This window comes from Telluria mixta (assembly GCF_029223865.1).
In the GTDB taxonomy this organism is placed as follows: Bacteria; Pseudomonadota; Gammaproteobacteria; order Burkholderiales; family Burkholderiaceae_D; genus Telluria; species Telluria mixta.
Genome location: NZ_CP119520.1, coordinates 2,654,836 through 2,678,048, shown reverse-complemented (window position 1 = coordinate 2,678,048; position 23,213 = coordinate 2,654,836). Strand labels below are relative to the sequence as shown.

At 65.5% G+C, this 23,213-nt stretch carries 20 protein-coding genes and 1 pseudogene; 7 read left to right on the top strand and 14 right to left on the bottom strand.

Translation table 11 applies throughout. The features are described from left to right. The first annotated feature begins 13 nt into the window (after positions 1-13). The 3 genes from P0M04_RS11940 (at position 14) to P0M04_RS11930 (ending at position 4,215) form a co-directional block, all read left to right on the top strand. Positions 14-2,791 carry a M16 family metallopeptidase gene (locus tag P0M04_RS11940; RefSeq protein WP_259450688.1) on the top strand — a complete coding sequence of 926 codons (2,778 nt, stop codon included), beginning with the start codon at positions 14-16 and terminating at the stop codon, positions 2,789-2,791. A gap of 102 nt (positions 2,792-2,893) precedes the next feature. Further along, positions 2,894-3,211 carry an ArsR/SmtB family transcription factor gene (locus P0M04_RS11935; RefSeq protein WP_258852713.1) on the top strand — a complete coding sequence of 106 codons (318 nt, stop codon included), beginning with the start codon at positions 2,894-2,896 and terminating at the stop codon, positions 3,209-3,211. Next, positions 3,208-4,215, top strand: coding sequence for a cation diffusion facilitator family transporter (locus P0M04_RS11930; RefSeq protein WP_259450687.1), 1,008 nt, complete (start codon positions 3,208-3,210; stop codon positions 4,213-4,215). The genes P0M04_RS11935 and P0M04_RS11930 overlap by 4 nt, the downstream gene beginning before the upstream one ends. Positions 4,216-4,263: 48 nt before the next feature. On the opposite strand, the pseudogene cysK reads toward P0M04_RS11930, so the two are convergent. From cysK to tcdA, 3 genes and pseudogenes are all read right to left on the bottom strand, one after another. Continuing rightward, a pseudogene (gene cysK / locus P0M04_RS11925) lies at positions 4,264-5,195 on the bottom strand (cysteine synthase A). 30 nt (positions 5,196-5,225) lie between these two features. Further along, on the bottom strand, positions 5,226-5,768 hold the full coding sequence (locus P0M04_RS11920; RefSeq protein ID WP_259450685.1) for an FKBP-type peptidyl-prolyl cis-trans isomerase: 543 nt from the start codon (positions 5,766-5,768) through the stop codon (positions 5,226-5,228). Between the two features lie 160 nt (positions 5,769-5,928). Next, positions 5,929-6,807, bottom strand: a complete 879-nt coding sequence (gene tcdA, locus P0M04_RS11915; RefSeq protein WP_259450684.1) for a tRNA cyclic N6-threonylcarbamoyladenosine(37) synthase TcdA — start codon at positions 6,805-6,807, stop codon at positions 5,929-5,931. A 100-nt stretch (positions 6,808-6,907) separates the two neighbouring features. On the opposite strand from tcdA, the gene pdxH reads away from it, so the two are divergent. Together pdxH and P0M04_RS11905 are read left to right on the top strand one after the other, a co-directional pair. Then, on the top strand, positions 6,908-8,113 hold the full coding sequence (gene pdxH, locus P0M04_RS11910; protein WP_259450683.1) for a pyridoxamine 5'-phosphate oxidase: 1,206 nt from the start codon (positions 6,908-6,910) through the stop codon (positions 8,111-8,113). Positions 8,114-8,151: 38 nt separating this feature from the next. Next, the gene (locus P0M04_RS11905) at positions 8,152-9,369 is read left to right on the top strand and encodes a class I SAM-dependent methyltransferase (RefSeq protein ID WP_259450682.1); all 1,218 of its coding nucleotides are present in this window, start codon (positions 8,152-8,154) and stop codon (positions 9,367-9,369) included. 1 nt (position 9,370) lies between these two features. Here P0M04_RS11905 and msrA read toward each other — a convergent pair whose 3' ends face one another. After that, positions 9,371-9,910, bottom strand: coding sequence for a peptide-methionine (S)-S-oxide reductase MsrA (gene msrA, locus P0M04_RS11900; RefSeq protein WP_259450681.1), 540 nt, complete (start codon positions 9,908-9,910; stop codon positions 9,371-9,373). 106 nt (positions 9,911-10,016) lie between these two features. On the opposite strand from msrA, the gene P0M04_RS11895 reads away from it, so the two are divergent. Then, on the top strand, positions 10,017-10,517 hold the full coding sequence (locus tag P0M04_RS11895) for a flavin reductase family protein (RefSeq protein WP_259450680.1): 501 nt from the start codon (positions 10,017-10,019) through the stop codon (positions 10,515-10,517). A gap of 132 nt (positions 10,518-10,649) precedes the next feature. Then, the gene (locus P0M04_RS11890) at positions 10,650-11,843 is read left to right on the top strand and encodes an acyl-CoA dehydrogenase (RefSeq protein WP_259450679.1); all 1,194 of its coding nucleotides are present in this window, start codon (positions 10,650-10,652) and stop codon (positions 11,841-11,843) included. 92 nt (positions 11,844-11,935) lie between these two features. Here P0M04_RS11890 and P0M04_RS11885 read toward each other — a convergent pair whose 3' ends face one another. The 10 genes from P0M04_RS11885 to pyk all read right to left on the bottom strand — a co-directional run bounded on the left by P0M04_RS11885 (position 11,936) and on the right by pyk (position 23,171). After that, a complete protein-coding gene (locus P0M04_RS11885) occupies positions 11,936-12,448 on the bottom strand; it encodes a hypothetical protein (protein ID WP_259450678.1) in 513 nt (170 codons plus the stop codon). A 255-nt stretch (positions 12,449-12,703) separates the two neighbouring features. Then, a complete protein-coding gene (locus tag P0M04_RS11880; protein WP_259450677.1) occupies positions 12,704-13,381 on the bottom strand; it encodes an OmpW/AlkL family protein in 678 nt (225 codons plus the stop codon). A 60-nt stretch (positions 13,382-13,441) separates the two neighbouring features. After that, entirely contained in the window at positions 13,442-14,812 is a 1,371-nt protein-coding gene (locus tag P0M04_RS11875) for an SGNH/GDSL hydrolase family protein (protein WP_259450676.1), read from the bottom strand. A 194-nt stretch (positions 14,813-15,006) separates the two neighbouring features. Beyond that, positions 15,007-16,518, bottom strand: a complete 1,512-nt coding sequence (locus P0M04_RS11870; protein WP_259450675.1) for an alpha/beta hydrolase family protein — start codon at positions 16,516-16,518, stop codon at positions 15,007-15,009. 103 nt (positions 16,519-16,621) lie between these two features. Beyond that, positions 16,622-17,638, bottom strand: a complete 1,017-nt coding sequence (locus tag P0M04_RS11865) for an L-threonylcarbamoyladenylate synthase (RefSeq protein ID WP_259450674.1) — start codon at positions 17,636-17,638, stop codon at positions 16,622-16,624. A gap of 8 nt (positions 17,639-17,646) precedes the next feature. Beyond that, positions 17,647-18,837 (bottom strand): 5-(carboxyamino)imidazole ribonucleotide synthase, encoded by a 1,191-nt coding sequence (locus tag P0M04_RS11860; RefSeq protein WP_259450673.1) that lies wholly within the window; start codon positions 18,835-18,837, stop codon positions 17,647-17,649. Next, positions 18,837-19,352, bottom strand: a complete 516-nt coding sequence (gene purE / locus P0M04_RS11855; protein ID WP_259450672.1) for a 5-(carboxyamino)imidazole ribonucleotide mutase — start codon at positions 19,350-19,352, stop codon at positions 18,837-18,839. The genes P0M04_RS11860 and purE overlap by 1 nt, the downstream gene beginning before the upstream one ends. A gap of 2 nt (positions 19,353-19,354) precedes the next feature. Beyond that, positions 19,355-20,251: a phosphoribosylaminoimidazolesuccinocarboxamide synthase gene (locus P0M04_RS11850; protein WP_105380804.1), complete on the bottom strand. Its 897-nt coding sequence runs from the start codon at positions 20,249-20,251 to the stop codon at positions 19,355-19,357. 245 nt (positions 20,252-20,496) lie between these two features. Further along, positions 20,497-21,561, bottom strand: a complete 1,065-nt coding sequence (fba, locus tag P0M04_RS11845) for a class II fructose-bisphosphate aldolase (protein WP_036236196.1) — start codon at positions 21,559-21,561, stop codon at positions 20,497-20,499. Positions 21,562-21,722: 161 nt separating this feature from the next. Then, positions 21,723-23,171 (bottom strand): pyruvate kinase, encoded by a 1,449-nt coding sequence (gene pyk, locus P0M04_RS11840; RefSeq protein WP_105380802.1) that lies wholly within the window; start codon positions 23,169-23,171, stop codon positions 21,723-21,725. Positions 23,172-23,213 lie beyond the last annotated feature (42 nt).

Here is a 23,213-nt window from a genome sequence, read left to right as displayed (position 1 = left end):
AAACGGAGTCCGCATGACACGCCTCCTGTCCCTGCTCTTGTTGTCGTTGCTGCTTGCAGGGCCGACGGCCGCGCAGCAGATCCGCTACGACAAAACGACGCTCCCCAACGGCCTGGAGGTGATCCTTGTCGAGGACCACCGCCTGCCCATCGTGGCCGTCAACATCTGGTACCACGTCGGCCCCGCCAACGAAGCGCCAGGGCTCACCGGCTTCGCCCACCTGTTCGAGCACATGATGTTCGCCGGGACGCGGCACCTGCCGCGCGGCCTCGCCGACCGCCTGCTGGAAGGCGCCGGCGCCACCGACAGCAACGGCAGCACGGACTACGACCGCACCAATTACTACGACACGGTGCCGTCGAACCAGCTCGAACTCGCGCTGTGGGTGCACGCCGACCGCATGGGCTACCTGCTCGACGTGCTGGACCAGACGGCGCTGTCGAACCAGCAGGACGTCGTGCGCAACGAGCGCCGCCAGAGCGTCGAGAACCGCCCGTACGGCGTCGTCGAGGAAGCGCTGAACCACGCGCTGTTCCCGAAGACGCACCCCTATTACGCCGCCGTCATCGGTTCGCACGCCGACATCCAGAACGCGAAACTGGCCGACGTGCGCGACTTCTTCAAGCGCTACTACGGCCCGAACAACGCCAGCATCGTGATCGCCGGCGACATCGACAAGGCGAAAACGCGCGCCCTCGTCGCGAAATACTTCGGCAGTTTCAAAAAGAGTCCGCCGGTCGTGCACCCGCAGGTGGCCACGCCCGCCATCACGCGCGAGCGCCGCATCACGGTGCCGGACCGCGTGGAGCTGCCGCGCCTGTACATGGCGTGGCTCACGCCGCCGGCCTTCCAGCCGGGCGACGCCGAGCTGGCGGTGACGGCGCAGATCCTCGCCGGCGGAAAGTCCAGCCGCCTGTATAAAACCCTCGTGTACGAGCGGCAGATCGCGCAGGAAGCGGCGGCCGCGCAGAATTCGAACGCGCTCACGTCGACCTTCATCGTCGACGCCACCGCGCGCCCCGGCCACGAACCGTCCGAGCTGGAGACGGCCATCGATGCGGAACTCAAGGCGCTGCGCGACACGGGACCGTCCGAGCAGGAAGTCGAACGCGCGCGCAACACGATCGAGACGGCGATGCTGACGTCGATCGAAAAGCTGGGCGGCACGGGCCTCGCGAACCAGATCAACCAGTACAACCAGTACACGGGCGACCCTGGCTACCTGCCGAAGGACATCGAGCGCCTGCGCCGCGTCACCGCCGCCGACGTGCGCCGCGTGGCGCAGGCCTACCTGCAGCCGAACGCGCGCGTGATCGTGTCCGGCGTGCCGGGCAAGCCGGACCTCGGCCCCGACGTGTCGACGCCGCCACCGCCCCAAGTCTCGAAGGCCGGCAGGACCGACCGCGCCGCCGGCATCAACCGCGACGAAGCGTGGCGCCGCACGCCGCCGAAGCCGGGACCGGCGCCGCGCTTCACGCTGCCGCAGGGCGAATCGTTCAAGCTGCCGAACGGCCTGACGGTCATCGTCCACCCGAATCCCGCGCTGCCGCTCGTGGCGGCGGAACTGGTCGTGAAAAGCGGCTCCGACGCCAATCCATCCGACCAGCCGGGCCTCGCCGGCTTCACGGCGCAGATGCTGGACGAAGGCACGGCCACACGCAGCGCGCCGCGCATCGCCGACGAGATCGCGCAGCTCGGCGCCTTCCTCGGCAGCGCCGCGTCGTCCGACGCGTCGACGGTGTCGCTGCTGGCGCTGCGTTCCACGTTCCCGCAGGCGCTGGACGTGCTGGCCGACGTCGTGCTGCATCCGGCCTTCCCGACGGCCGAAGTGGAACGCCAGCGTGCCTCACGCATCGGCGAACTGACACAGCAGCGCGACGATCCGGCGCTGGTCGCCGCCGTCGCCGCGGCCGGCGCGCTGTACGGCCGGGATCACCCGTACGGCTACGGCCAGCTGGGCACGGAACAGGCAATCCGCGCGACGACGCGCGAAGACCTCGTGCGCTTCTGGCGCCGCCACTACCTGCCGGGCAATGCGGCCCTCGTCGTCTCCGGCGACATCACGGCGGACGAGCTGCGCGCGCTGGCGACGGCGCGCTTCGGCGGCTGGGGACGGGCCGACGCGGCCATCACGGCGGTCGGCGATCCGGCCGGCACCAAAGCGCGCCTCGTCGTCGTCGACAAACCGGGCGCGCCGCAGACGGCACTGCGCGTGACGGCCATCGGGGCCCCACGCAGGACGCCGGACTACCCGGCCATGCAGGTCATGAACGCGGCGCTGGGCGGCCTGTTCTCGAGCCGCATCAACCTCAACCTGCGCGAAGAAAAGGGCTACAGCTACGGCGTGTTCTCGGCATTCCGCTACGACCGTACGCCGGGCCCGTTCATTATCGCGGGCAGCGTGCGCACGGACGTTACGGGGCCATCCGTCTCCGAGATTTTCCGGGAAGTGAACGGCATGCGCGACAAGCCGCTGCCTGCGGCCGAGCTGGCGGGCGCGCGCGATTCGCAGGTGTATTCGCTGCCGGGGCAGTTCGAAACGAACAGCGGCATCGGGGCGAGCCTGGCCGACACCTTTGTGTTCGACCTGCCGGCGGATTACTGGCGCACCCTGCCCGACCGCTATCGCGCCGTGACGGCGGCCCAGGTGCAGGCGGCGGCGCAGAAATATTTGAAACCCGATCAGCTGAAGGTCATCGCCGTCGGGGATAGGGCGGCGATTTTGCCGCAGTTGCAGAAGCTGGGGCTCGGGACGCCGGAAGTGCGCGACGTGGATGGGCAGGTGCCGTAACGCGGCGCCGCCCATATTACGTGTTCCCCACGTCCGTACGATATGGCTTGCACCCGCGGCCGCTATGCGCTTAACATGTGAACAGTTCTTCAAACGTTAAGCATGAGCATCCCACCCGACATCGACAACGCGGTCGACGAGCTCGCCGACCTGTTCCACCTGCTGGGCGACCCCACGCGGTTGCGGATCGTGCTCGCCTGCCTGGCGCAGCCGACGGCCGTGGGCGACATCGCCGGCGCGTTGAACCTGTCCAGTTCGCTGGTCAGCCACCACCTGCGCCTGCTGCGCGCGGCCCGCATCGTCAAGGCGGAGCGCCAGGGCAAGCAGGTGTTCTATGCGGCCGCCGATGCCCACATCAGCAGCCTGCTCTCCAATATGTTCGAACACATCGCTGAACCCACCACCGGACTGGACGCATGAGTCACTCCCATTCCCACGGCCATGGACATGGCCATCACCACCACCCGGCGCCGGGCGACAACGGCCGCGCGTTCGGCATCGCCATCGGCCTGAACACCGCGTTCGTCGCCATCGAATTCATCTACGGCTTCATCGCCAACTCGACGGCGCTGATGGCCGACGCCGGCCACAACCTGTCCGACGTGCTGGGTCTCGGCCTCGCCTGGGGCGCCGCGCTGCTGACGAAGAGTGCGCCCACGCGCCGCTTCACGTATGGCATGCGCGGTACGACCATCCTCGCCGCCCTCGCCAACGTCCTGTTGCTGATGGTGGCCTGCGGCGCCATCGCATGGGAAGCCGTGCACCGCTTCGCCCATCCGGAACCGGTGGCCGGCACGACGGTGTCCATCGTCGCCCTCGTCGGCGTGCTGATCAACGGTTTCTCGGCCTGGCTGTTCGTGGCCGGTAGCAAGGACGACATCAATGTGCGCGGCGCCTACCAGCACATGGCGGCGGATGCGTTGCTGTCGCTGGGCGTCGTCATCTCCGGTGTCGTGATCATCTACACGGGCTGGTCGTGGCTCGACCCGGTCGTCAGCCTCGTGCTCGTCGTCGTGATCGTCGCGGGCACGTGGTCGCTGCTCAAGGAATCGATCCAGATGGTGCTGGCGGGCGTGCCGGCCAGCGTCGACGCGACCGGCGTCACGGCCTTCCTGGCCGCGCAACCGGGCGTGACCGAAGTGCACGACGTCCATATCTGGGCGATGAGCACGACGGAGACGGCCCTCACGGCCCACCTCGTCATGCCGGACGGCTATCCGGGCGATGCGGCCCTCGACGACATCACCCTTCACCTGCGTGAGGATTTCGCCATCCACCATTGCACGCTGCAGGTGGAACAAGGCACGACCAAGCACAGCAGTTGCTGCCTGCACGACGGACTGGAGGCGCATGCGCACGATGACCATGATCACGACCACGATCATAACCACGGCCATCATCACGGCCACTCGCACGCACACTAAAAAAAATGGCCCGCATACAAGCGGGCCATTTCGTAGAGGGAAGCCGGATCAGCCGGCCAGGTTCGCGTACAACGCCGTACTGAGATAACGCTCGCCGAACGACGGAATGATCGTCACGATCAGCTTGCCCGCATTCTCCGGCCGCTTGGCGACCTGGATCGCGGCCCACAACGCGGCGCCGGACGAGATGCCGACCAGCAGCCCCTCCTCGCGCGCGGCCGCACGGGCCGTCTCGAAGGCATCGTCGTTCTTGACGGTGATGACTTCGTCGTAGGCTTTCGTGTTCAGCACGTCCGGAATGAAGCCGGCGCCGATGCCCTGGATCGGGTGTGGGCCCTTCGTGCCCTTGGACAGGATCGGCGACGCTTCCGGTTCCACGGCGATCGCCTGGAACGACGGCTTCCTTGCCTTGATCACTTCGGCCACGCCCGTGATCGTACCGCCCGTGCCGACGCCGGCCACGAGGATGTCGACCTTGCCGTCGGTGTCGCGCCAGATTTCCTCGGCCGTGGTGCGGCGGTGGACTTCCGGGTTGGCAGGGTTGTTGAACTGCTGCGGCATGAAGCAGTTCGGGTCGGCCGCGACGATTTCCTCGGCACGGCGGATGGCGCCCAGCATGCCTTCCGGCCCCGGCGTGAGCACCAGTTCGGCACCGTAGGCGCGCAGCAGCATGCGCCGTTCGTTGCTCATCGTCTCCGGCATGACGAGGCGGCAGCGGTAGCCGCGCGCCGCGCACACCATCGCCAGCGCGATGCCCGTGTTGCCGCTGGTGGGCTCGACGATGATGGTGTTCGGGCCGATCTTGCCGGCCTGCTCGGCCGCTTCGATCATGGCCCAGCCGATCCGGTCCTTGACGCTGTGGGCCGGATTGTAGAACTCGAGCTTGGCGGTGAGATCCGCGCCGGCGCCCTGCGCCAGGCGGCGGATCCGCACCAAGGGGTATTGCCGATCAGTTCCGTCACGTCGTTCGCGATGCGCATGCAGAGTCCTCCCGGTTGAGTGAATTGGACTTACTTGACCTTCAAGAGTTCGACGTCGAAGATCAGGTCGGAATCCGGCGGAATGGAACCGCCGCCGGCGCCGCGCTTGCCGTACGCGAGTTCGCTCGGGATGATCAGGGTGCGCTTGCCGCCCACCTTCATGCCCTGCACGCCCTGCTCCCAGCCCTTGATGACCTGGCGCGCGCCGAGCTGGAACTCGAGCGGTTCGCGGCCCGCGTCCAGCGACGAGTCGAACTTGCGGCCGCGTTGCTTGGCGGCCAGCGGCTTGTAGAACCAGCCCGTGTAGTTGACGACGACCGTGCTGCCGACCATCGCCTCGGTACCCTTGCCGATCACGTGGTCGATGACCTGCACCTTCGGCCCCTGCTCCGCTTGCGCTTCGGGTGCCGGATTGACGGGATTGTTCGGATTGGCCGGATTGGCGGCGTTGGCGGTGGCCTGGGCCGGGTCCTTGGGACCTTGCAGGCCGTCGCCGGCCTGCTGGGATGCGTCCTGCGCGTTGGCGGCGACGGCCGCCAGCAGCAGGCTGGCTAAGGCGATACGACGGATCATGGAGCCTCTTTTCACGAATCAGTAAAAACCAGGGCACGTCGCAAAACCTGCTGCGCGTTGCACTGCTGTCCTGCGATGCTCGCTGTACTCCTCGTACAGCTGCGCTTCTCGAACAGCATTGCGGCCGCTCGCGACGGTTTTGCGAGGTGCCCCACTGATCCTATGATAACAAGGCGTCTTCCAGTTGCACAGCGTCGACGGATTCGGTTACATGGTCCGGCACCCGCACGGCATTGGCCTCCTCCGCCAGCTTGCGCAGCATGTGGCCGGCCGCGACCATGCCGAACGTCGCGGTGACGACCATGCTCGAACCGAAGCCGGCGCAGTTCAGGCCCGTGATGCTGTTCGCGTCGACTTCGCAGGCGTCGCCGTCGCCGGACTGCGGATAGCGCAGCGGTTCCATCGAGAACACGGCGTCGATGTGGTACTTGTTCTTTTCGCCGCGGGCGAAGCCGTAGCGGGCACGCAGGATCTTCCGCACTTTTTTCAGCAGCGGTTCCTGCTCGGTGCGGGCGAGGTCACGCACTTCGATCTTGGTCGGATCAAGCTGGCCGCCGGCGCCGCCGATGACGATCAGCGGGATCGCATGCTGGCTGCAGTACGCGATCAGCGCGGCCTTGGCCTTGACGCTGTCGATCGCGTCGACGACGTAGTCGAAACGGTCGGTCCCGATCATTTGCGGGATGTTGTCCGGATCGATGAAGTCTTCGACGAGCTCGACTTCGCAGTACGGATTGATGAGCGCGATGCGCTGTTTCAGCGCCTCGATCTTGGGCATGCCGACCGTGGTCGACAGGGCCTGGATCTGCCGGTTGATGTTGGATTCGGCCACGTTGTCGAGGTCGATGAGCGTGAGCCGGCCGACGGCGCTGCGGGCCAGCGCTTCGACGATCCAGGAGCCGACGCCGCCGACGCCGACCACACAAACGTGCGCCGCGCGGAAGCGTTCCAGTGCACGCTCGCCGTAGAGGCGGGCAATGCCGCCGAAGCGCCGCTCGAAGTCGACGTCATCGAAAAGAGAGGTGGTAGTCGTAGTCATGATCCCTTCATTTTACCGGACGGAACGGCGCTCATTGCTCTAAAATAACTTTCAGTCAATCAAAAAATTCTCCGCATTCTGCACGTCCACAACAGCGATCATGAACAACCTTCTTGCCGACCCCGCTCCCGATTTCGACCAACCCGTCGCCGTCCTCAAGCACTGCCACGGCCGCATCCGTAAGCAGCTTGCCACGCTGGAAAAACTTGTCGCCCACCTGCCTGAACACGGTGCCGACGAGCAAGCGCGCCAGGCGGCGACGGCCGTGCTGAAATACTTCGACAAGGCCGCCCACCTGCACCACGAGGACGAGGAACAGGACCTGTTGCCGATGCTGCTGGCCGTCGCCAAGGGAGACGATGCGGCGACCCTGCAGGCCCTCGTACCCGTGATCCTGCAGGAACACAAGGACATGGATGCGATGTGGCAAGACCTGCACGAACAGCTGATGGGCATCGCGGACGGCAGCGGCACGCAGTTGTCGGCCTCCATCGTGCGCCGCTTCGTGCAGAGCTACCACGGCCATATGGAACGCGAAGAAGGCATCGTCGCGCCGATGGCACTGCGCCTCTTTGGTCCGGATCAGATGGCGCGCCTGGGCGGCGCCATGCGCCAGCGCCGCGGCCTGGAACAGACAACAAGCCCGGCAACCCCGGCGCCATCCATCGGCGAGACGGTCGCCGACCTGCGCAAGGATTACGGCCAGGCGCGCCTGGACGAAAGCGACGTGGCCAGCGATCCGATGGACCAGTTCACGCGCTGGTTCGAGGAAGCGCTGAAGGCCGAAGTGAACGAGCCGAACGCGATGAGCGTGGCCACCGTGGGCGAGGATGGGCGGCCGACGTCGCGCATTGTTCTCGTCAAGCAATTCGATGCGCGCGGGTTCACCTGGTACACGAATTACGACAGCCAGAAAGGCAAGCAGTTGGCAAGCAAGCCGTTTGCAGCTCTGCTATTCTTCTGGAGTGAACTTGAACGGCAAGTGCGGATCGAAGGCAGAGTTGAGCGCACGAGTGCCGAGGAAAGCGATAAGTATTTCAACAGCCGGCCGTTGAAAAGCCGGCTGTCGGCGATCGCGTCCGAACAAAGCGAGCCGATCGCAAACCGTGCCGCCCTCGAGCAACATTACGAGGAGGTGGCGCGTCAATATGGCGAAGCACCGCCACGGCCACAACACTGGGGCGGTTTTCGCCTGGTGCCGGAACGGATCGAGTTCTGGCAGGGGCGGCGTTCACGCTTCCACGACCGCATCGTCTACACGCGGCAGGAAGACGGCAGCTGGACGCGGCAACGTTTGCAACCCTGACCCGGTGCATCCGGCTCAGGATCAGCCGGAGAAATCGCGTGTTCGACCAACTGAAGCTTTCCGCCTGGACTTCAGGCATACGCAGCAAATTCAACCTGCCCCTGCGCGTGGAGCTATGGAACGGCGCGCAGGTGGACCTGTCATCCGACCACCAGCCGCGCGTGAAAATCCGCGTACCCCACCCGGGCGGCCTGCGCTACCTGCTCGCGCCGTCGCTGGGCAACCTCGGCGAGGCCTATGTCGAAGGCGCGCTCGAGATCGAAGGACGCGCGGCCGACATGATCCAGGTGGGTTCCGCCCTCGCGGAAACCACGGGCAAGCCTGCGCGCACGAGCCGCGTCGCCAGCGCCGCCCTGCGCCTCGTCTCGCCGCACACGCGCGAGAAGGATGCGGAAGCCATCCGCTACCACTACGACGTCTCCAACGCGTTCTACAGCCTGTTCCTCGACCCGGCCATGGTCTATTCCTGCGCCTATTTCGAGAATGGCGACGAGGACCTCGCCACGGCCCAGCAAAAGAAGATCGACCACATCCTCACCAAGATCGGCGTGCAGCCGGGCCAGACGCTGCTCGACATCGGCTGCGGCTGGGGCGCGCTCGTGATGCGCGCAGCCAGCAAATTCAGGGCGCGCTGCGTCGGCGTCACGCTGTCCGAACGACAGTACGAGCTGGCGCGCGAGCGCGTGGCGCAGGCCGGGTTGCAGGACCGCATCGACATCCGGCTGCAGGATTATCGCGACGTCGCCGGTCAGTTCGACCGTATCACCAGCGTCGGCATGTTCGAGCACGTGGGTGTGGACAATTTACCGGAGTACTTCGCCCGCATCGGCAAGCTGCTGGCGCCGGGTGGCGTCGTGATGAACCACGGCATTACCACGTCCGACGTCGAACAGCGCAACAGCCCGTACGGCGGCGGCGAGTTCATCGACAAATACGTGTTCCCGCATGGCGAGCTGGCGCACCTGTCCACCGTCATCCGCACGATGCAGGAAGGCGGCCTCGAGGTCCGCGACGTGGAAAACCTGCGCCGCCACTACGCCCGCACGTGCGCGCTGTGGACCGAGAATTTCGAGAACAATGCCGACCGCATCCGGGCGACGTGCGATCCGAAGACCTTCCGCATCTGGCACGTCTACCTGGCCGGCTGCGCCTACGGCTTCGCGCACGACTGGGTCAGCCTGTACCAGATCGTGTGCGGCAAGGCGGGCGAGACGCCGGACCTGATGCCGTGGTCGCGGCGCTACATGTACCCGTGACTTATTTCACCCGGTCCGTGAAGACCTTGCGGAACTTGGCCACCTTGGGCGCCACCACGAATGCGCAATACCCCTGCAGCGGGTGCTGGGCGAAATAATTCTGGTGGTAATCCTCGGCCTTGTACCACTGCTCGGCCGGCAACACCTGCGTGACGATCGGCGCATCCCACACCGCGGCCATCTCGGCCATCACCTTGCGCGCCGTCGCTTCCTGCTCCGGCGACGTGAAGAAGATCACCGAGCGGTATTGCGTGCCGACGTCATTGCCCTGGCGATTGAGCGTCGTCGGGTCGTGGATCGTGAAAAAGATTTCCAGGATGTCGCGATAGCTGATCACGTTCGGATCGAATTCCAGGCGCACGACCTCCGCGTGCCCGGTCGTGCCCGCGCACACCTGCTCGTAGGTCGGTGCGGGAGTCGCGCCGCCCATATAGCCCGATTCCACGCGGAGAATCCCGCGCGCTTCCAGATAAACCGCTTCCAGGCACCAGAAACACCCGCCGCCCAGGATGGCCACTTCGGTTGCTGATTGCTGGCTCATGCTGACTCCTCGAGGAATAAATAGTTGTCCATGGTTTCACTGTAAACGAAAGTGCGCGCTCGTGCAGGCTCGGGGACCCTCTGGCCATTGATGGCATAATGCGCGCATGAACACCAGCTCACCTCGCGCCGCCACGCGCGGTTTCGATTCCGCCCATTTCCGCCAAGCCCTGTCCCAATTCGCGACGGGCGTCACCGTCATCACGACCCGCCTGGGCGACGGCAAATTCCGCGGCCTGACCGCGTCGTCCTTCAATTCCGTGTCGCTGGAGCCGCCGCTGGTGCTGTGGAGCCTGTCGAACGTCGCCAACAGCCTGCCCATCTTCACCGGCAACTCGCACTACGTCATCAACGTGCTGTCGGCCGGACAGGAAGAGCTGGCGCGCCGGTTCTCGCGGCGCGGCCAGGATCCGTTCGAAGGCGTCGAGTACGAATTGTCGCGCACCGGCCAGCCGATCCTGAAAGGCGTCTCCGCCTGGTTCGAATGCCACAACCGCAGCCGCTATCCCGAAGGCGACCACGTGATCTTCGTGGGCGAAGTGGAAGACTGCGCCGTGCATCCGCAGTCCGCCCTGCTGTTCCATGGCGGGCGCTTCGGCAGCACGTGATCCTTGTTTGAAAAATGAAAATGCCTGTCGCAGTTTGAAAAGATGCGGCGGGGCGGGGTTTCTATAATGGCTCGATCCGGGCGGTCATCCATTCGCCCGCCACATTCTTACAAAGATTGAGACAGGAGCCCCATGAGCCGTTCCGATACGCCCCGCAAAGCCCAGTTCCATTGGGATGATCCGTTGCTGCTGAACGAGCAGTTGCTCGACGAAGAGCGCATGGTGCGCGACGCCGCCGCGGCCTATTGCCAGGACAAGCTGCTGCCGCGCGTCCTCGAAGCCTTCCGCAATGAAACCACGGACGCGTCCATCTTCCGCGAGATGGGCGAGCTCGGCCTGCTGGGCCCGACCATCCCCGAGCAATACGGCGGCCCTGGCCTGAACTACGTCAGCTACGGCCTGATCGCGCGCGAAGTCGAGCGCGTCGATTCCGGCTATCGCTCGATGATGAGCGTGCAGTCGTCGCTCGTGATGGTGCCGATCTACGAATTCGGCAACGAGGAAACGAAGCAGAAATACCTGCCGAAACTGGCCACCGGAGAATGGATCGGCTGCTTCGGCCTGACCGAGCCGAACCATGGCTCCGACCCGGGCTCGATGGTCACGCGTGCGCGCAAGGTCGACGGCGGCTACTCGCTTTCCGGCTCGAAGATGTGGATCACGAATTCGCCGATCGCCGACGTGTTCGTCGTCTGGGCCAAGGATGACGAAGGCAAGATCCGCGGCTTCGTGCTGGAAAAGGGCTGGAAAGGCCTGTCGGCGCCGGCCATCCACGGCAAGGTCGGCCTGCGCGCGTCGATCACGGGCGAGATCGTGATGGACGAGGTGTTCTGCCCCGAAGAGAATGCGTTCCCGGAAGTACGCGGCCTGAAGGGTCCGTTCACCTGCCTGAACTCGGCCCGCTACGGCATCGCCTGGGGCGCGCTGGGCGCCGCGGAAGACTGCTGGCACCGTTCCCGCCAGTACGTGCTGGACCGCAAGCAGTTCGGCAAGCCGCTGGCCGCCAACCAGCTGATCCAGAAGAAGCTCGCCGACATGCAGACGGAAATCACGCTGGGCCTGCAGGGCGTCCTGCGCCTGGGCCGCATGAAGGACGAGGGCACGGCCGCGGTCGAGATCACATCGATCATGAAGCGCAACTCCTGCGGCAAGGCGCTCGACATCGCACGCATGGCGCGCGACATGATGGGCGGTAACGGCATCAGCGACGAGTTCGGCGTGGCACGTCACCTCGTCAACCTGGAAGTCGTCAACACGTATGAAGGTACGCATGACATCCATGCGCTGATCCTGGGGCGTGCGCAGACCGGTATTGCCGCGTTTTAACCTCGAAATCCCGCTGAGCCGTCGTCATACGACCCACGGCTCAGCGACTGCGCAAGATCGGGCAATTCGAACGGCTCGGCTACCCGCCAGACTCAGGGTTTGCTCCCGGTCGTGCGATGCGCCTGGTTATTGCCGCCTTCGAGTTTATTGCTACATTGCAGGACCGTGGTCGAGCCTTGGCGGATCGTGAAGCTGGCGAAGTCCACGCCGACGCCGGGCTCGGCATTGTCGACCAGCCTGAAGCTGATGGTGGCGGGATCGCCGTTCAGTGTGCCGGTGCCTGTACCGGTCATGGTCGTGAACGGGGCGTCGGGACTACCGTTGTCCGGACCCGAGCAGACCGCCGAGGTCAGCGCGGTCAGGTGGAAGTGCTCGCCGGTGGAAAAATTCACCTCCAGGTTGTTCGGGGCGGAGATCGGCGTGCCTTCGCGCTGGCAGTGCAGCTCGTAGCCGAACGTGACCCGGTAGGCCGGACCGGAGCAGATGATGGAACCGCCGCCAGTCATGCGCCCGCCTTCCCAGGCCCAGGCGGAGACGGTGGCCGAACACAGCAGCACGGATGCCAGCACGCGGCTGCGCCTGCAGGAAAAAATTGATAGAGACATCGCTTGTCCTCCTCGGAAATGCTTGTCAAAACCGTGGGAGAGCTGCGTGCCCCCCAGGTCCAGGCAACCAGCATAGGCAGGCGCCGGCGCATTCAGAATGATGGAGCGACAACGGCGGACGTTGCACTTGAGAGGAATCAGAGGCGCTAAGTTTGCGAGAACTTTGCAGCCGGCGGTGGCACCCAAACTAAAAGGCCTGAGCCCTGTTCAATACAGGACTCAGGCCTTGGCTGCCTGGCGAACTTGACCGTCCAATCAGAACTTGTAACCCAGCGTCAGTACGGTCGACTTCGGATCCAGCTTCATGTGCTGGGTCTGGCCGGTCGAGAAGTGGACGTCGGTCCGCAGGCGGGTCTTCACGAGTGCGGCGTTGAGGAACCATTTCTCGTTGAAATTCCACACGGCACCGATCTGGCCCGAGTACGTCCACTTGTTGTCGATGCTGAACGTCGTTGCCGGACCGCCCGGGTTCGTCAGCGCCGTCATGCGGAACGAACCGGTTTCCTTGTAAAAGTAGGCATAGGTGACGCCCAGGCCGACGTAAGGACGGAAGGCCGCGTTCGGCGAGAAGAAACGGTATTGCGCGAACAGGGTCGGCGGCAGGGCACGCGTCGTGCCCAGCTCGCCCGTACCGGCGATGGAGCCCGCGCCGTAGATGCTGTGCTTGTACGGTTTCGCGATGGTAAATTCGGCGGTGATGTTGTCGGTGATCCCGTAGTTGATGATCGCCACCGGTTCCGTATCCTTGCCGACGTCGCCCAGCGAATTGGGCAGGGCCGGGGCGGAAATCGCACCGCTCTCCACCTTCGGTTCGATCTCGATGGCACCGACCGACACGGCCCACTTCCCTTTGGCCTGTGCCGCGGCGCCGCCCGCCACGGCCAGGGCACCCGCGGCGACCAGCAATTTCACGACATTGGAACTTACTTTCATGTTATCTCCTGATTCTTATTGATGACCCGTCCGCGCGCGCAGACGGGCCTGTCGTGACGATTACAGCCAGCCCTTCACGGCCATCTGCTCGAGGACGTAGCGGGCGACCAGCCAGTTCTCGAACGGCGTCGGGTGCACCTCGTCGGCGAACATGTAGCGGCTGACGTCGCCGGCGATCACGTTCTTCGCATTGCAGACGAGCGACGTGTTGCCCAGGGCGTTCGCGCCGCAGGCCGGGGTCGACGTATTGGTGAGGCCGTACGGGCCCGGGTTGATCACTTCGTCGTGGCTGACGGTCCACAGGTCGACGTACAGGACCTTCGGTTCGTTCGCGACACCGGCTTTCAGCTGCGCGTTGAAGGCGTCGACGGCTTTCACGATCAGGGCCTGGACGTCAGCCGACTTCGACTTGCCCGCCGGGGTCGAGGCCACGTCCGGCAGGTTGTTCACGACGACGTAGTTCGCGCCCTTGGCGACGATCTGCGACTTGACCAGGGCGCCCAGCTCGGCGCCGGCCGTTGCCATCGCGGTGACGACACCCGCGGCGTTGGCGGTCAGGTAGTCGGCGCCCGCCTTCTGGCCGGCGGCCGTGGCGTCGGCCTGGGCCTTGGTGACCATCGGACCATACACCGTCGCCTGCGCGGCTGCCGTGTTGCCGGCCATGACGGCGGCGGTGACGGCGGCTTGCACGATGGAGGCGTCGGTGTGGCCGGCGCGCGCTGCTTCCGTCTGGATCGCGAGGCCGATCGATTGCGCTGCGGTGGCCGGGTTCGTCGCACCGGCGGCCAGCTGGGTCGTCAGCGACACGGCGAAGGCCTGGGAACCGGCGGCGGTGCCGGCAGCGGTGGCGTTCGTCGACAGCTGGCCCAGCAGGAACAGGATGTCGTTACCGCCGGCCATCACGGTCACCAGTTCGGTGCCGCTGAACTTGCCGCCGGTCTTCGCCAGGTGGTTCGCGATCTGCGTCACCACGGGCACGGTGGTCAGGCCCAGCGTCGGGTTCACGGCCTTGTTGTTCGGGCCGATCGGGTTCGTCACGCGCGAGCCGCCCTGCGCATAGTTCAGGCAGTTGACGTTGTTGCTGATGGGGACGGAGAAACCTTTGGTCGCGTCGCCCTGCAGGCCGGTCTGGGCCGCGCACGGTGCCGGCAGAGTCAGTTGGGCTGCGACGAATTCGGTCCAGTTCTTGCCCGTCAGGTCGGCGTTGATCGACGTGTTGTCGCCGTTGATCGTGAACTTGCCGCCGCCCAGCGCCTTGACGCCGCCGACGGCATACGAGCCGACGTCGGACAGGCTGTCGCCGAACGACACCTGTGCGCTGAATTTGGTACCCGGGGTCTGGTCGCCGCCGCGAGGGCTGGTGCTGCTGCCGCCGCAAGCCGACAGGACAGCAGCGGTCAACAGCGCGAGCGCGAATGAGGTCTTACGCATTGTGTCTCCTAAAGAAATTTTTCTTTTACAACGAACGGCCGTGCTATTCGTGTCTTGGATAATATGCCAGTGTTCGACATCGTTGTATAGCGAAAACCTTTGTCGTGCACCGGCAACAACACCATGTCGTGACGGCTGGGAGACACGGCCGGCAGCGCGGCCGATTATAGCAACGCCGCAGGCGAGTTCATGTCTTAATGTGACAATGTTGTCTGAAAATAATCACGCGTCGCCGCCATGCAGAACGGCGCCACGAGACCCGCGTGGTAAGCCGACGCGACGGCACCGTCCCCCGACGCCGCCCGCAGGACCGACCTCGCCGTCACGAAGCCTGCCTTGGCCGAGCGGTACGGGTCGTTCAGGCCCGGCGTATCGTCGATGTCCAGCAGCGTGATGTTGCTGCCGCGTGCGCTGAAATAGCTCGCGGCCGCCGTCGCGTTGAAGAACGGCACGACGGGGTCGTCATGGCCGCCGCACAGCATCGTGGGCGCGCTGGGCATATAGCTGCGCAGGTCATTGCGCACGAGCCATTTACGCAGGCTGTGGGCCGGAGAGCAGGCCAGCGGGGAACTCGTGCTCTGGTCGCACGGGTGCGCGGCGAGATCGGCGAGGTAGCTGCCGCGGTAGGCCGTACGGATCAGGTTGTTGGCGCCGAAATATGCCGTGTAGCCGGCCGTTTGCGGCTGCGAATCCGCAGCGAACAGGGCTGTCGCCGGCAGCTTGCCCTGGTCGACGAGGTCACCGCTGCCGAGGCTGCCCGGCACCAGGTCGGCGATCGATGCGGCGTACTGCGTCTCGTAGACGTCCGACGGTGTCCCGTACAGCGCGGCGCTCGCGTGCTGGCCTGCGTTGATGATCATTGGCACGATCACGGTGGCACCGTTGCGCGGCGCGCCGCCGAACAGGTCGTCGCCGAAGCGGGCGATGGCATACGGGCCCGACATGCCGGACGCCGCCGTCAACGTGAACTCGTTCGTGCCCAGGTCTTGCATGGCGCGCTGCGTGGCCATCGCGACATAGCCGCCTTGGGAATAGCCGGTGACCATCAGCTTGCCGGAATCCTTGGCGCCGATCGCCCCGAACGACGTGCGCGCGGCGCGCAGCGCGTCGATCATGTCGGCAGCCTGCGCGACGCGGTCCAGGTACGGGTGGTAGCCCAGCGACGAACCGCTGTAGCCCGTGTAGTTGGGCGCGACGACGATGAAGCCCTGGGCCGCGAACACGGCCGCGGCAAGGCGCGCTTCCGTATTGCTGGCGATGTCGGCCATGTCGTAGGATTTCTGCAACGAGGTACCGTGCGCATACAGCACGACAGGCCGCGAGTTGCTGCACGACGCGCCGCCGCCCGTGGGCACGTAGATGGCGGCGCTGCCATCCGTGGCTTCGCCGGCACCGCCGATCGTGTTGTAGTGAACCTTGTACACGGAGACCGAGCATTGCGGCTGGCCCGCCACGGCCAGGGTGCCCTGCTGGGCCGATTCGAGGAAGCCGGCCAGCACGGTCGGGGTCAAGGTGGGAAGGCTGGCACCGCCGACGTTGACGGCCACGGAGGCGGCCTGCCCCACGAGGCTGCCGCGCGTCGCGACGGGCAGCGGTTCAGGATTCGAGACGCCGGTCGGCGTGCCGCCGGCAGTGGTGCCGCCGCTGCAAGCGGCAAGCAGATAGCCCAGCCCGAGGCTGCAGGCCAGGGTAAAGAGGGAACGCATGGATGTCCTTCGGCTAACGGATGACGGTCCGCGCAGGAGGCAGACCGGGGGTTGCCGTGTAGCATGCCACCGGACAGGCGTTTATGGGAAGTTTCCCGACGGATTACAGCGCAGGGGTGTTGTTTATCAGCCCGTGGACGATGCCAGTCGAACCATGCGCAGCGCGGCGCAGGCGGTCGTTGACGCCCAGCCATGGGCCATCCTGCGGCGGCGCCTCGACGAGGATCACGTCGGCGCCCGTGCCATCCATCCCGCGCAGTGCCGCGTACAGCGCGTGCGCGAAGCCTTCCGGAGAATTCGGCAGGCGGACGGCCGCGTGCGTGGCCGGCAAGTCCGAATAATGGATCAGGGCGACCTTGCGTCCGGCGCCTTGCAACCTGGACAAGGTATCGGCCAGGGTCGCCGTGTCCTGCATCGCGACGGGCGTGTGCGGCGCGTAATGCGATTCCAGCGTGCCGGACGCGCGCGGTGCCGCGGCATCGGGACGTGCTGGCACCTGGTCGATCACGGCCGCGATGGCATCCGCCGAGATATGACCCGGGCGCAGCAGCACCGGACCGTGCGTGGCCAGACGGGACAGATCGACGATCGTCGATTCGATGCCGACCTCGCTCTGGCCGCCATCCAGCACGAACGCGATGCGGCCGTGTTCGCCGATATCGTCGCCGAACTCGTCGCGCACGTGCTGCGCGGTCGTCGGGCTGACGGCACCGAATTTATTCGCGGACGGGGCCGCGATGCCGCCCTTCCCGCCCTTGAACGCCTGCAGCAGTTCGATGGCAACCGGATGCGACGGGCAGCGGATGCCGACCGTGTCCTGGCCGCCCGAGACGGCGTCCGGGATGTGCGGCGCGCGCTTTACAATCATCGTCAGCGGGCCGGGCCAGAAGGCGTCGGCCAGCTGACGGGCTTCCGACGGAATGTCGGCGGCCCAGTAGTCGAGATCCGCGCCAGGCGCCACGTGCACGATCACGGGGTGATCCTGCGGGCGGCCCTTGGCGGCATAGATCGCGGCAACGGCAGCCGGATTTTCCGCATCGGCGCCGAGGCCGTACACGGTCTCGGTCGGCAGCGCGACGAGGCGGCCGGCCTCGAGCGCGCGCGCGGCCGCTTTGATCACATCATCCGTCACAGCGCGATTCCCAGCACGCTGCACGCCTGCGCGAAATTCGCCTGGGCTTCCTGCAGGGTCGGCGCGACGAACGTCACGTGGCCCATCTTGCGGCCGCGGCGCGGGTCCGTCTTGCCGTACAGGTGCAGGTTGGCGCCGGGCAACGCCAGCACGGCGTCCCACGCCGGTTCACGGACCGTCTCGCCTTCGAACCACACGTCGCCGAGGATATTCAGCATGACGGCCGGCGAATGCTGGCGCACATCGCCCAGCGGCAATTTCGCCATCGCCCGGACCTGCTGGGCGAACTGGCTCGTGATGCACGCGTCGATCGTGTAGTGGCCGCTGTTGTGCGGCCGCGGCGCCATCTCGTTGACGACGAGCGAGCCGTCGGCAAGCACGAAGAATTCGATGCACAGCACGCCGACATAGCCGAGCTCGGCCACGATGGCACGGGCCGCATCCTGCGCCTTGCGGGCGCAGTCATCGGACACATTCGGGCCCGGCACGGTCGTCGTGAACAGGATGCCGTCGCGATGCACGTTCTCCGCGATCGGGTAGACGACCGACTGGCCATCCGCCCCGCGCGCCGTCAGCACGGACACCTCATAGGCCAGCGGCAGCATCTTTTCCAGCAGACAGGTCACGCGGTCCATGGATTCGAACGCGGCACGGACGTCTTCGCGCGTGCGCACGCGCACCTGGCCCTTGCCGTCGTAACCCATGCGCACCGTTTTCAGGATGCCGGGCAGCAGGTCGTCGGCGATGGCGTCGATGTCGGCATCGCTCGCGATCACCTTGTGCGGCGCCGGCATCACACCGGATTTACCGGCGCAGGCGACGAAGAAGGATTTTTCCGCGATGCGGTCCTGGGCGACGGACACCCCATGCGCGTTCGGCGCCACGAACACCTGCTGCGCGAGGCGCGACAGGCTGGCGGCCGGGACGTTTTCGAATTCCGTCGTGACGGCCACGCATTGCGCGGCCAGCGCGTCCAGGCCGGCCGCATCTTCATAGCCGGCCTCGACGAGGCGCTCGGCCACCTGGCCGGCCGGGCAGTCGGTCGACGGCTCCAGTACGGCCACGCGGTAGCCCATCGCCTGTGCGGCGTGGGCAAACATGCGGCCCAGCTGGCCGCCGCCCATCACGCCGAGCCAGGCCGGTTCACCGGCTGCGGGGAGGTAGGCTAGGGACTTCGTATTACTCATCACTCGTTCACGGGCAGGGTCATGGCCTTGGCGGCGGCGGTCTGTTGCTGGCGGAACTGTTCAAGCTGGCCCGCCAGGGCGTCGTCGGTGGTGGCGATGATGGCGATCGCGGTCAGCGCGGCATTCGCGGCGCCGGCCTCGCCGATGGCGAAGGTCGACACAGGCACACCTTTCGGCATCTGCACGATCGACAGCAGCGAGTCTTCGCCGCGCAGGTATTTCGACGGCACGGGCACGCCCAGCACCGGCACGACCGTCTTCGCGGCGACCATGCCCGGCAGGTGCGCCGCACCGCCGGCACCGGCGATGATGGCGCGCAGGCCGCGGCGGCGGGCGGATTCCGCATACGCGAACATCTCGTCCGGCATGCGGTGCGCCGAGATCACCTGCGCTTCGAACGGCACGCCGAACTGCTTCAGCATGGCGCAGGCATGTTGCATCACATCCCAGTCGGAACTGGAACCCATGATCACGCCGACCAGCGGCGCAGTTGCCGAATTCGTCTGATCGGCCATCGTCAGACCTTCAGCTTCTCGCCCGTCAGGCGTTCGATGGCTTCGAAGTACTTGGCCTGGGTCTTTTCGATGACGTCCTGCGGCAGCGGCGGTGCCGGCGGGGCCTTGTTCCAGTCTTTCAGCGTTTCCAGGTAGTCGCGCACGAACTGCTTGTCGAACGACGGCGGCGACATGTCCGGCGCGTACGAGTCCGCCGGCCAGAAGCGCGAGGAATCGGCGGTCAGCACTTCGTCCATCAGGTGCAGCACGCCGTTCTCGTCCAGGCCGAATTCGAACTTGGTGTCGGCGATGATGATGCCGCGCGTGGCCGCGTAGTCGGCGGCGGTCTTGTACAGCTGGATGCTGATGTCGCGGATTTTATTCGCCAGTTCCGAACCGATGCGCTGTTCCATGTCGGCGAAGCTGATGTTCTCGTCGTGCTCGCCCAGGTCGGCTTTCGCGGCCGGGGTGAACAGCGGCTCGGGCAGCTTGTCGGCCTGGCGCAGGCCGGCCGGCAGCTGGATGCCGCAGATGGAACCGGTGGCCTGGTAATCCTTCCAGCCCGAACCGATGATGTAGCCGCGCACGACGGCTTCCACGAGGATCGGCTTCAGGCGCTTGGCGACGACGGCGCGGCCTTTCACCTGCTCCACTTCTTCCGGTGCGACCACGGATTCCGGCGCCACGCCGGTCAGGTGGTTCGGCACGATGTGGCCGAGTTTCTCGAACCAGAAATCGCTCATCTGGTTCAGCACCATGCCCTTGCCGGGGATCGGTTCGTTCATGACGACGTCGAAGGCCGACAGGCGGTCGGTCGTGACGATCAGGATCTTGTCGTCGCCGACGGCGTAGTTGTCACGGACCTTGCCATGGCCCAGCAGTGGCAGGGAGGAAATAGTGGATTGGTAGAGGCTTTTCATAGAGGGGATATCTTGATAAAGCGAAACCGGCGAAGGAGCCGGTCGGATGGGCGGCGGCTCGGGAGAGCCGGTGCCAAAGCGATATTTTACGCGAATATTGCGTGAATATCGTCGCCCCCGCGAAAGCGGGGGCCCATGCTGAGGTTCCGAAGTTCGAATTCCAGGAAGATTTCGGCACATTCCGACATACCGAATCCTGTTGCTCAGCATGGATTCCCGCTTTCGCGGGAATGACGGTTTTGGTGTTACTGAACGATCTGCGCCAGTTCGCCAGCCTTATAGCGCTCCGCCATTTTCTCCAGCGGAATCGGCTTGATCTTGGCCGCCATGCCTTCGCAGCCGAAGGAGATATAGCGCGCCTTGCAGATCTGCGTCGCGGCTTCGCGGGCCGGCTTCAGGTAGTCGCGCGGGTCGAATTTCGACGGGTTCTCGAACAGGTATTTGCGGATGGCGGCCGTCATCGCCAGGCGGATGTCCGTGTCGATGTTGATCTTGCGGACGCCGTGCTTGATGCCTTCCTGGATTTCCTCGACCGGCACGCCATACGTTTCCTTCATGTCGCCGCCGAATTCGCGGATGATCGCCAGCAGGTCCTGCGGGACCGACGACGAACCGTGCATCACGAGGTGCGTGTTCGGGATGCGCGCGTGGATTTCCTTGATGCGGTCGATGGCGAGGATGTCGCCGGTCGGCTTGCGCGTGAACTTATAGGCGCCGTGCGAGGTGCCGATGGCGATGGCCAGCGCGTCGCACTGGGTGCGCGCGACGAAGTCGGCGGCCTGCGCGACGTCGGTCAGCAGCTCTTCGCGGGTCATGGTGCGGTCCGCGCCGTGGCCGTCTTCCTTGTCGCCCTTCATCGTTTCCAGCGAACCGAGCACGCCCAGTTCCGCTTCGACGGTCACGCCGATCGAGTGCGCGAATTTCACCACTTCCTTCGACACTTCGACGTTGTAGTCGTAGGAGGCGACGGACTTGCCGTCCGCTTCCAGCGAGCCGTCCATCATGACGGACGTGAAGCCCGAGCGGATCGCGGCCATGCAGACGGCCGGCGACTGGCCGTGGTCCTGGTGCATGACGACCGGGATGTGCGGGTAGGCTTCGACGGCGGCGTCGATCAGGTGGCGCAGGAAGGCTTCGCCGGCATATTTGCGGGCGCCGGCCGAGGCCTGCATGATCACCGGGCTGCCGGTCTGGTCGGCCGCGGCCATGATGGCCTGGACCTGCTCCAGGTTGTTGACGTTAAACGCCGGGAGGCCGTAGCCGTGTTCGGCGGCGTGGTCCAGCAGTTGACGCATTGATACGAGTGCCATGGTTTAGCTCCATAGGAATAAAGAAACCTTTCCGGGTCTCACACCTTCTGCGCGTGCGTGCGTCTGGCCTCGCGCGAAGGCGCGTCAGCCATGCACATCATCCGTTCGACAGTCTGGCGCGGCCGCGGTTGCGGCCGCGCGCACAGGTGTTGAGCTCCCTCTTAATTGAATTCACCGACGCGAACGATCTTGAGCGCGTTCGTACCGCCGACCTGGCCCATCGGCTCGCCCCACGTGACGACGATCGTGTCGCCCTTCTTGACGATGCCGTTGGCCACCAGCAGGTCTTCCGCCTGTTTCAGGACGGCGGCGCTGTCGCCGCGCTGCGTCAGGTGGTACGCATGCACGTTACGATACAACGCAACCTTGCGTTGGGTGGTGACGCTTGGCGTCAGGGCGAAGATCGGGGTGTCGACACGGTGGCGGCTCATCCACAGCGCGGTCGAACCGGACTCGGTCAGCGCCACGATCGCCTTCACGCGCAGGTGGTGCGCGGTGAACAGGGCGCCGTACGCGATCGACTGGTCGATGCGGGTGAACTGCACGTTCAGGAAGTCGGCTTCCAGCTTGTTGTATTCGGAACGTTCCGCTTCGACGCAGATCGCGGACATCATCTCGACCGTCTCGACCGGCCACTTGCCGGCGGCGGTCTCGGCCGACGTCATCACAGCGTCGGTGCCGTCCAGCACGGCGTTGGCCACGTCCGACACTTCGGCGCGGGTCGGCACGGCGTTGACGATCATCGACTCCATCATCTGCGTGGCGGTGATCGCCAGCTTGTTGCAATCGCGCGCCATGCGGATCATGCGCTTCTGCAGCGCCGGCACGGCCGCGTTGCCCACTTCGACGGCGAGGTCGCCGCGGGCGACCATGATGCCGTCGGAGGCGTCCAGGATCTCTTGCAGCACGGGAATCGCTTCCGCGCGCTCGATCTTCGCGATCATCATCGGCTTGTGGCCGAACGGCTCGCCGGCGATGTTCGCCAGCTGGCGCGCCATTTCCATGTCGGTCGCCGTTTTCGGGAACGAGATCGCCAGGTAGTCGGCCTGGAAGGTCATCGCGGTCTTGATGTCTTCCATGTCCTTGGCGGTCAGCGCCGGTGCCGTCAGGCCGCCGCCCATGCGGTTGATGCCTTTGTTGTTGGACAGGTCGCCGCCCACCTTGACGATGGTGTGGATCTCGCTGCCGGCCACGCGCTCGACGATCAGCACGATCAGGCCGTCGTTCAGCAGCAGCGTGTCGCCCGGACGGACGTCGTTCGGCAGTGCCTTGTAGTCGAGGCCGACGCGTTCCTGGTTGCCCAGCTCGCCGTTCTCGCCCCAGCGGGCGTCCAGGATGAAGCGGTCACCGTTGTTCAGCAGGATCTTGCCTTCTTCGAATTTACCGACGCGGATCTTGGGACCCTGCATGTCGGCCATGATCGCCACTTCGCGACCGCACTCGGCGGCAGCGCGACGCACCAGGTTGGCACGGTCGATATGGTCCTGGGCGCGGCCGTGCGAGAAATTCAGACGCACGATGTCCACGCCCGCGCGGATCATGCGGACGAGCGTATCGAAGTCGGAGGAAGCGGGGCCGATGGTTGCGACGATCTTGGTACCACGAGACATTGATCTATCCTTGAAGTGAAAAGCGCAGCCCGTGGGCTGCGC